General features: G+C 51.2%; 7 protein-coding genes. All 7 read right to left on the reverse strand.

Annotated elements, in window-relative coordinates:
* Positions 1-35: 35 nt before the first annotated feature.
* The 7 genes from rpoB to secE all read right to left on the reverse strand — a co-directional run bounded on the left by rpoB (position 36) and on the right by secE (position 7,951).
* Positions 36-4,064 carry a DNA-directed RNA polymerase subunit beta gene (gene rpoB / locus AACS80_RS23260; protein ID WP_000263098.1) on the reverse strand — a complete coding sequence of 1,343 codons (4,029 nt, stop codon included), beginning with the start codon at positions 4,062-4,064 and terminating at the stop codon, positions 36-38.
* A 319-nt stretch (positions 4,065-4,383) separates the two neighbouring features.
* Positions 4,384-4,749 carry a 50S ribosomal protein L7/L12 gene (gene rplL / locus AACS80_RS23265; protein WP_000028879.1) on the reverse strand — a complete coding sequence of 122 codons (366 nt, stop codon included), beginning with the start codon at positions 4,747-4,749 and terminating at the stop codon, positions 4,384-4,386.
* Positions 4,750-4,815: 66 nt separating this feature from the next.
* Positions 4,816-5,313, reverse strand: a complete 498-nt coding sequence (gene rplJ, locus AACS80_RS23270) for a 50S ribosomal protein L10 (protein WP_001207201.1) — start codon at positions 5,311-5,313, stop codon at positions 4,816-4,818.
* Between the two features lie 412 nt (positions 5,314-5,725).
* Positions 5,726-6,430, reverse strand: a complete 705-nt coding sequence (rplA, locus tag AACS80_RS23275; RefSeq protein ID WP_001096684.1) for a 50S ribosomal protein L1 — start codon at positions 6,428-6,430, stop codon at positions 5,726-5,728.
* Positions 6,431-6,433: 3 nt separating this feature from the next.
* Positions 6,434-6,862, reverse strand: a complete 429-nt coding sequence (rplK, locus tag AACS80_RS23280; protein WP_001085926.1) for a 50S ribosomal protein L11 — start codon at positions 6,860-6,862, stop codon at positions 6,434-6,436.
* Between the two features lie 158 nt (positions 6,863-7,020).
* The gene (gene nusG / locus AACS80_RS23285) at positions 7,021-7,566 is read right to left on the reverse strand and encodes a transcription termination/antitermination protein NusG (RefSeq protein ID WP_001287516.1); all 546 of its coding nucleotides are present in this window, start codon (positions 7,564-7,566) and stop codon (positions 7,021-7,023) included.
* Between the two features lies 1 nt (position 7,567).
* Positions 7,568-7,951 carry a preprotein translocase subunit SecE gene (gene secE / locus AACS80_RS23290; RefSeq protein WP_001275702.1) on the reverse strand — a complete coding sequence of 128 codons (384 nt, stop codon included), beginning with the start codon at positions 7,949-7,951 and terminating at the stop codon, positions 7,568-7,570.
* Positions 7,952-8,231: the final 280 nt, after the last annotated feature.

An 8,231-nucleotide genomic window follows, 5' to 3' on the forward strand; every position in this document is an offset into this window, starting at 1 on the left:
TTTACCCCGACAGCAGTGACCTGTTTGAGCGAGAATTACTCGTCTTCCAGTTCGATGTTGATACCCAGCGAACGAATCTCTTTCAACAATACGTTGAAGGATTCTGGCATGCCCGGCTCCATCTGATGGTTGCCGTCCACGATGTTTTTATACATCTTAGTACGACCGTTCACGTCATCAGACTTAACGGTGAGCATTTCCTGCAGGGTGTATGCTGCGCCGTATGCTTCCAGCGCCCACACTTCCATCTCCCCGAAACGCTGACCACCGAACTGAGCCTTACCACCCAGCGGCTGCTGAGTAACCAGGCTGTAAGAACCGGTGGAACGCGCGTGCATCTTGTCGTCGACCAGGTGGTTCAGTTTCAGCATGTACATGTAACCGACGGTTACCGGACGTTCGAACTGTTCACCAGTGCGGCCGTCGTACAGGCGGATCTGACCAGAAGTCGGCAGGTCGCCAAGTTTCAGCAGTTCTTTAATTTCTGCTTCTTTCGCACCGTCGAACACCGGCGTTGCGATTGGCATACCTTTGCGCAGGTTTTCAGCCAGACGCATAACTTCTTCATCGCTGAAGGTACTCAGGTCAACTTTCTGACGAACGTCAGCGCCCAGATCGTACGCACGCTGGATGAATTCGCGCAGTTTCGCGACTTCTTGCTGCTGTTTCAGCATGGCGTTGATCTTGTCGCCGATACCTTTCGCAGCCATACCCAGGTGGGTTTCGAGGATCTGACCAATGTTCATACGAGACGGTACGCCCAGCGGGTTCAGTACGATGTCTACCGGAGTACCGTTTTCATCGTAAGGCATATCTTCGATCGGGTTGATCTTAGAAATTACACCCTTGTTACCGTGACGACCTGCCATCTTGTCACCAGGCTGGATACGGCGTTTAACCGCCAGATATACCTTAACAATCTTCAGCACGCCCGGTGCCAGATCGTCGCCTTGGGTGATTTTGCGGCGTTTCGCTTCGAGTTTCTTCTCGAACTCGTGTTTCAGTTCGTCATACTGCTCAGCCAGCTGTTCCAGCTGATTTTGTTTCTCTTCGTCGGTCAGGCCCAGCTCCAACCAGCGATCGCGCGGCAGTTTGTCGAGCTTCTCAGCTTCAACACCACCGGCTACCAGCACAGCACGGATACGGCTGAACAGACCCGCTTCGAGGATCTGCAGTTCTTCAGACAGGTCTTTCTTCGCCTGTTTGAGCTGCATTTCTTCGATTTCCAGCGCACGTTTGTCTTTTTCTACGCCATCGCGAGTAAAGACCTGAACGTCGATAACCGTACCGGATACACCGTTTGGTACGCGCAGAGAAGAGTCTTTAACGTCAGACGCTTTCTCACCGAAGATCGCACGCAGCAGTTTTTCTTCTGGGGTCAGCTGAGTTTCACCTTTCGGCGTTACCTTACCAACCAGAATGTCGCCACCGGTCACTTCCGCACCAATGTAAACGATACCGGATTCATCCAGTTTGGAGAGCGCAGCTTCACCCACGTTCGGGATGTCAGCGGTGATCTCTTCCGGCCCCAGCTTGGTGTCACGGGACACACACGCCAGTTCCTGAATGTGGATGGTGGTGAAACGGTCTTCCTGAACAACACGCTCGGATACGAGGATGGAGTCTTCGAAGTTGTAACCATTCCACGGCATGAACGCTACGCGCATGTTCTGACCAAGCGCCAGTTCACCGAGGTCGGTGGACGGACCGTCTGCCAGCACGTCGCCACGTTCTACCGGTTCACCCAGAGACACACACGGCATCTGGTTGATACAGGTGTTCTGGTTAGAACGGGTATATTTGGTCAGGTTGTAGATGTCGATACCTGCTTCGCCCGGATACATCTCGTCTTCGTTAACTTTGATAACGATACGGGAAGCATCCACGTACTGAACGACACCACCACGTTTAGCAACAGCCGTTACACCGGAGTCAACGGCAACAGCACGTTCCATACCCGTACCAACCAGCGGCTTATCAGCGCGCAGAGTTGGAACGGCCTGACGTTGCATGTTCGCACCCATCAATGCACGGTTGGCGTCATCGTGTTCCAGGAACGGGATCAGGGACGCACCGACGGATACCACCTGCTGGGTGGATACGTCCATGTAGTCAACCTGGTCGCGACTGAACAAGCTGGATTCGCCTTTACTACGGCAAGTTACCAGGTCTTCTACGAAGTGGCCTTCTTCATCCAGGTTGGAGTTCGCCTGGGCGATAACGTAGTTGCCTTCTTCGATAGCAGACAGATAGTGAATTTCGTCAGTTACAACACCGTCGGTCACTTTACGATACGGAGTCTCAAGGAAGCCGTATTCGTTAGTCTGTGCGTACACGGACAGAGAGTTGATCAGACCGATGTTCGGACCTTCAGGGGTTTCGATTGGACATACGCGACCGTAGTGAGTCGGGTGTACGTCTCGAACTTCGAAGCCTGCACGTTCACGGGTCAGACCGCCTGGGCCGAGTGCGGAGATACGACGTTTGTGCGTAATCTCAGACAGCGGGTTGTTCTGGTCCATAAACTGAGACAGCTGGCTGGAACCGAAGAACTCTTTCACTGCTGCGGAAATCGGCTTGGCGTTGATCATATCCTGAGGCATCAGGGTATCCAGATCGCCCAGAGACAGACGCTCTTTCACCGCACGCTCTACACGTACCAAGCCAACGCGGAACTGGTTTTCCGCCATTTCGCCAACGGAACGGATACGACGGTTGCCGAGGTGGTCGATATCATCGACTTCGCCTTTACCGTTACGGATATCGATGAGCTTTTTCATAACATCAATGATGTCGTCTTTGCTCAGGATACCGGAACCTTCGATTTCTTCGCGCAGCAGAGAACGGTTGAACTTCATACGACCAACCGCAGACAGGTCATAACGGTCTTCGGAGAAGAACAGGTTCTCAAACAGGCTTTCAGCAGCTTCACGAGTCGGCGGCTCGCCAGGACGCATCATGCGGTAGATTTCTACCAGTGCGCTCAGACGGTCGTTAGTTGGGTCGACACGTAAGGTTTCAGAGATATATGGGCCGTGATCCAGATCGTTGGTGAACAGCGTTTCGATACGCTTGTGACCAGACTGGCTCAGCTTAGCCAGCAGATCCAGGCTCAGCTCCATGTTCGCTGCGCAGATCAGCTCGCCGGTAGACTCATCAATATAGTCTTTAGCAACCACTTTACCTGCGATGTACTCAACCGGGACTTCGATCAGTTTGACGTCGTCTTTTTCCAGCTGGCGAATATGGCGCGCAGTAATACGGCGGCCTTTTTCTACGTACACTTTACCATTAGCTTCGATGTCAAAAGATGCGGTTTCACCACGCAGGCGTTCCGGCACCAGTTCCATCTGCAGCTTGTTATCACGGATTTCAAAGATAACTTTTTCAAAGAACAGGTCGAGGATCTGCTCTGTGGTGTAGTTCAGGGCGCGCAGAATGATGGTCGCAGGCAGTTTACGGCGACGGTCGATACGTACGAACAGGTTGTCCTTCGGATCGAATTCGAAGTCCAGCCAGGAACCACGGTAAGGGATGATGCGCGCGTTATACAGCACTTTACCCGAAGAGTGGGTTTTACCTTTGTCGGAGTCAAAGAAGACGCCCGGACTACGGTGCAGCTGGGAAACGATAACACGCTCAGTACCGTTGATAACAAAGGTACCGTTGTCTGTCATGAGCGGAATTTCGCCCATGTAGACTTCTTGTTCTTTAATGTCTTTTACGGTGCCTTCCGGCGCTTCGCGCTCATAGATCACCAGACGCAGTTTAACGCGCAGCGGTGCGGAATAGGTCACGCCACGGATTTGACATTCCTGGACGTCAAACACCGGTTCGCCAAGGCGGTAGCTGACGTATTGCAGCTCGGAATTACCGCTGTAGCTCTGAATCGGGAATACGGAACGGAAAGCAGCTTCCAGACCATACTGCCCTTCAGGATCTTGCTCGATAAATTTCTGAAACGAGTCAAGCTGGATAGAAAGGAGATAAGGTACATCCAGAACTTGTGGACGTTTACCAAAATCCTTACGAATACGTTTTTTCTCGGTATAGGAGTAAACCATAGGGTTCCTCAGCTCGCTGACAAGTCGACCCATCTGTCCATTGAGCGGACAGTTTGTGCAACACTATTTTGTTGACCGGAAAATGGAACACTTTCCGCAATGCCTGTTGCTATCACGCTTAAACCATTTCATTGCGATTTACACAGAACGGGCGTCCTGTCGCAGTATATTAAGTCGTCGATAGAAACAAGCATTGAAAGGCACAGCAGTAGTCAAACAGTGTGAAACGCTACTGGCGCCTTACAGCGCAAAAAGGCTGGTGACTAAAAAGTCACCAGCCATCAGCCTGATTTCTCAGGCTGCAACCGGAAGGGTTGGCTTATTTAACTTCAACTTCAGCGCCAGCTTCTTCCAGGGATTTTTTCAGTGCTTCTGCGTCGTCTTTGCTCACGCCTTCTTTCAGAGCAGCCGGTGCAGATTCTACCAGGTCTTTAGCTTCTTTCAGACCCAGGCCAGTTGCGCCACGTACTGCTTTGATAACAGCAACTTTGTTAGCGCCAGCAGCTTTCAGAATTACGTCGAATTCAGTTTTTTCTTCAGCAGCTTCAACCGGGCCAGCAGCTACAGCTACAGCAGCAGCAGCGGAAACACCGAATTTTTCTTCCATTGCAGAGATCAGTTCTACAACGTCCATTACAGACATAGCTGCAACTGCTTCAATGATTTGATCTTTAGTGATAGACATTTAAATTGTTCCTGAATATCAGAATAAGTTTATACGTAAGCGAATGCGTTAAAAAGATAACTGCGATTAAGCAGCTTCTTTCGCATCGCGTACAGCAGCCAGAGTACGAACCAGTTTGCCAGCCGAAGCTTCTTTCATGGTTGCCATCAGGCGTGCAATTGCTTCTTCGTAGGTCGGCAGAGTTGCCAGGCGGTCGATCTGAGACGCCGGGATCAGCTCACCTTCAAAGGCAGCGGCTTTGACCTCAAATTTTGCATTCGCTTTCGCGAACTCTTTGAACAGACGAGCAGCAGCGCCCGGGTGTTCCATAGAGTATGCAATCAGGGTCGGACCAACAAACGCGTCTTTCAGGCACTCGAACGGAGTACCTTCAACAGCACGGCGCAGCAGGGTGTTACGAACAACACGCATGTATACGCCAGCTTCGCGACCTGCTTTACGCAGTTCAGTCATTTTATCTACAGTTACGCCACGGGAATCCGCAACTACTGCAGACAGCGCGCCTTTGGCTACTTCGCTGACTTCAGCAACAATCGCTTGTTTGTCTTGAAGATTTAAAGCCATTAGCTTTGCTCCTGGATGTTTGCCAGAGAAAATCTCTGGAACTCACTTCACTCCTCCAAACGGAGAGAGCGTCTTAATTACGGTGAGCAGAAACAAGCCAGAATATAAAAGAATAATCTTAGCGTTCTGTCACCGTCTACGCAGGGGATTAAGTTTCTTGCGAAACTCCTGCGGTCTTCGACGGAGGCCTGGATAGGCCAGGCTCCAACGAACAAATCTTTTCTATCCGTCGCTATTCAGCTTGTGGCGGCGTTGGCTTCCTTCGTTCGCACCAGTCACATAGTTAGCTATGCTCCTGGCGACTCACTCAGTTGCCGCCTTGCCACAACCCGAATATCTCGGATATACGTCTGCATTAAGCATTATACGTGGGGGTAAGATTGTAGACAAAATCACCGCCCACGTAAAGGCATTAGTTTACAGAAGCGCTCAGGCCAGCCTGGTCAACTGCAACACCTGCACCCATGGTGGTGGAGATGCTAACTTTCTTGATGTACACGCCTTTCGCCTGAGTCGGTTTTGCTTTTTTCAGCGCAACCAGCAGAGCTTCCAGGTTTTCTTTCAGTTTGTCAGCGTCAAAGTCCACTTTACCGATGGTGGTGTGGATGATGCCGTTTTTGTCGTTACGGTAACGAACCTGGCCAGCTTTAGCGTTTTTAACCGCTTCAGCAACGTTCGGCGTTACAGTACCCACTTTCGGGTTTGGCATCAGGCCGCGCGGACCCAGAACCTGGCCCAGCTGGCCAACAACGCGCATTGCATCCGGAGAAGCAATAACAACGTCAAAGTTCATTTCGCCTTTCTTGATCTGGTCAGCCAGATCTTCCATACCTACCAGTTCAGCGCCTGCAGCTTTAGCAGCTTCAGCGTTTGCACCCTGGGTAAATACGGCTACGCGAACGGAACGGCCAGTACCGTGCGGCAGTACAGTTGCACCACGTACGTTCTGGTCAGATTTACGAGCGTCGATGCCGAGGTTAACAGCAACGTCCACGCTTTCTACGAATTTAGCAGTCGCCAGCTCTTTCAGCAGAGCGATAGCTTCGTTGATGTCGTATTGTTTGGTCGCATCAACTTTCTCGCGGATAACACGCATGCGCTTGGTCAGTTTAGCCATTTCTTAGTCCTCCACTACCAGGCCCATGGAACGTGCAGTACCTTCGATGGAGCGAGTCATCGCTTCAATGTCGGCACCAGTCATGTCGGCAGCTTTGGTCTGCGCGATTTCCTGCAGCTGAGCGCGGGAAATTTTACCCACTTTGTCTTTGTTCGGCTTACCGGAACCAGACTTGATACCAGCCGCTTTTTTCAGCAGAACTGCTGCCGGCGGAGTCTTGGTAACGAAAGTGAAAGAACGGTCAGCGTAAACGGTGATTACTACCGGAATCGGCAGACCTTTTTCGATGGAATCAGTTTTTGCGTTGAACGCTTTGCAGAATTCCATGATGTTTACGCCCTGCTGACCCAGAGCCGGACCTACTGGCGGACTCGGGTTAGCCATACCAGCTGCAACCTGCAGCTTGACATAGGCTTGTACTTTCTTAGCCATTATAAATTCCTCAAGTTGGGTAATAACGCCTCTGAGAGGCTCCCCGTGATATAAAAAATCGTTTTACGGGCAAGGCCCATAAAAACAAAAGGCGCGAAATTGTATTCCAATCTCGCGCCTTGTGCAACGATTAAATCGCCGCTTTTTTGATCGCTGGGTTAGGCTTTTTCAACCTGGCTGAAGTCAAGTTCTACCGGGGTCGCACGACCGAAGATAGAAACAGACACTTTCAGACGAGATTTCTCGTAATCCACTTCTTCAACAACACCGTTGAAGTCAGCGAACGGACCATCATTAACACGGACCATTTCACCCGGTTCAAACAGCGTTTTCGGACGCGGCTTATCACCAACCTGCTGCAGGCGGTTCATAATCGCATCGACTTCTTTATCGCTGATTGGCGCAGGACGATCGGAAGTACCGCCGATGAAGCCCATCACACGCGGTACGCTGCGCACCAGGTGCCAGCTAGCGTCGTTCATCACCATCTGAACGAGGACGTAACCAGGGAAGAATTTGCGTTCGCTTTTGCGACGCTGACCGCCACGGATTTCAACCACTTCTTCGGTTGGTACCATGACTTCACCAAACAAATCTTCCATGTTGTGTAATTTGATATGCTCACGCAGCGATGTTGCTACGCGGCCTTCAAAACCGGAAAACGCCTGAACGACGTACCAGCGCTTTTTAGGAGCTTCAGACATCTCAGAACCTCAGGCCAGTGATAAAGGATACCAGGCGAACCAGAATACCATCCAGTCCCCACAGGATCAGTGACATTACTGCGGTAACCGCAGCCACAATCAGCGTGGTGTGCAATGTTTCCTGGCGAGTCGGCCAAATGACCTTACGGACTTCGGTACGCGCTTCACGGGCAAAAGCAACGGTTGCTTTACCTTTTGTCGTTAACAGCGCGACACCACCCGCTGCAGCAATCAGAATTACTACGGCCAGCGCACGCAGCGGCAGCATAATGTCGCGATAAAGGTAGTTGCCGACAATTGCCACCAGGAGCAATGCCACCACAACGACCCACTTCATCGCTTCCAGGCCGCGCCCGCTTCCTTGAGCTTCGGTATTCGCACTCATAAACCAACCTGTCAGAAGTATTCTACAAACATTTTCACCCCGCGATCGCGAGGCAAACCAAATCGAAACGCGTATTAGCTTTTCGGATTATACGCCCTCAACAGAGCCTGTCTCAGCAATGATTATGACAAAGAAAATCACTGATGAGCCAGGTTCTGGTACGAAAGCGTGCAAAAAGGGCATCAAATGATGCCCTTTTAGTGCGCATTGCGTCAAATGTTATCGGCAATTAGCTCAGAACTTTTGCTACAACGCCCGCGCCAACGGTACGGCCGCCTTC

It is taken from the genome of Escherichia sp. E4385 (assembly GCF_963883145.1).
Taxonomy (GTDB): Bacteria; Pseudomonadota; Gammaproteobacteria; order Enterobacterales; family Enterobacteriaceae; genus Escherichia.